Here is a 551-nt window from a genome sequence, read left to right as displayed (position 1 = left end):
ACAGAGAAGATAAATAAATAGCTTCAGTTTCATGATAAGGGGACTGGCAAGGCTTGTCAAGCAAGTTTTTATGATTTATCTAACGAACTTTACACTTGCTAAAGTTGTACCATCTTGGTAACTTTAACTGAAAGAAGTTATTTTTTATCCAATATGAAAAAAGCCTTTATACTCACATCCTTAATAGCAATTATATTGATAGTTATTACTTATTTATACAGAAACGACGGAACTAATGACTCACAAGTGGTAAATGTTTATTCATCGCGCAAAGAAGAATTAGTACGTACTTTGTTTGATGAATTCACGAAAAATACAGGTATTAAAGTACGTTACATCATTGATGATTATTCTCAGCTACTTTCACGAATGGAAAACGGTGGTGAAGCTGACTTATTTTTGACTGCTGATGCAATCAACTTAATTCTAGCAAAAGAAAGAGGACTTTTATCTCAAGTAGATTCAGAGGTTTTAAAAAGTGTTATACCTGCAAGATTTAGAGACAGTGAAGATTATTGGTTTGGTCTTACAAAAAGAGCTAGGATATTGGT

The 551-nt window shown here is 32.3% G+C and carries 1 protein-coding gene; it reads left to right on the top strand.

The window, feature by feature from the left end; all coding sequences use genetic code 11:
- Window positions 1-153: 153 nt before the first annotated feature.
- Window positions 154-551: extracellular solute-binding protein (locus ACIPNH_RS01050; protein ID WP_400771077.1), on the top strand; the 398-nt coding region annotated here is incomplete at its 3' end.

This window comes from Wolbachia endosymbiont of Drosophila barbarae, assembly GCF_044752445.1.
Classification (GTDB): Bacteria; Pseudomonadota; Alphaproteobacteria; order Rickettsiales; family Anaplasmataceae; genus Wolbachia; species Wolbachia pipientis.
Note: the sequence above shows the minus strand (reverse complement) of the source record. Positions and strands in the feature narration are given on the sequence as shown.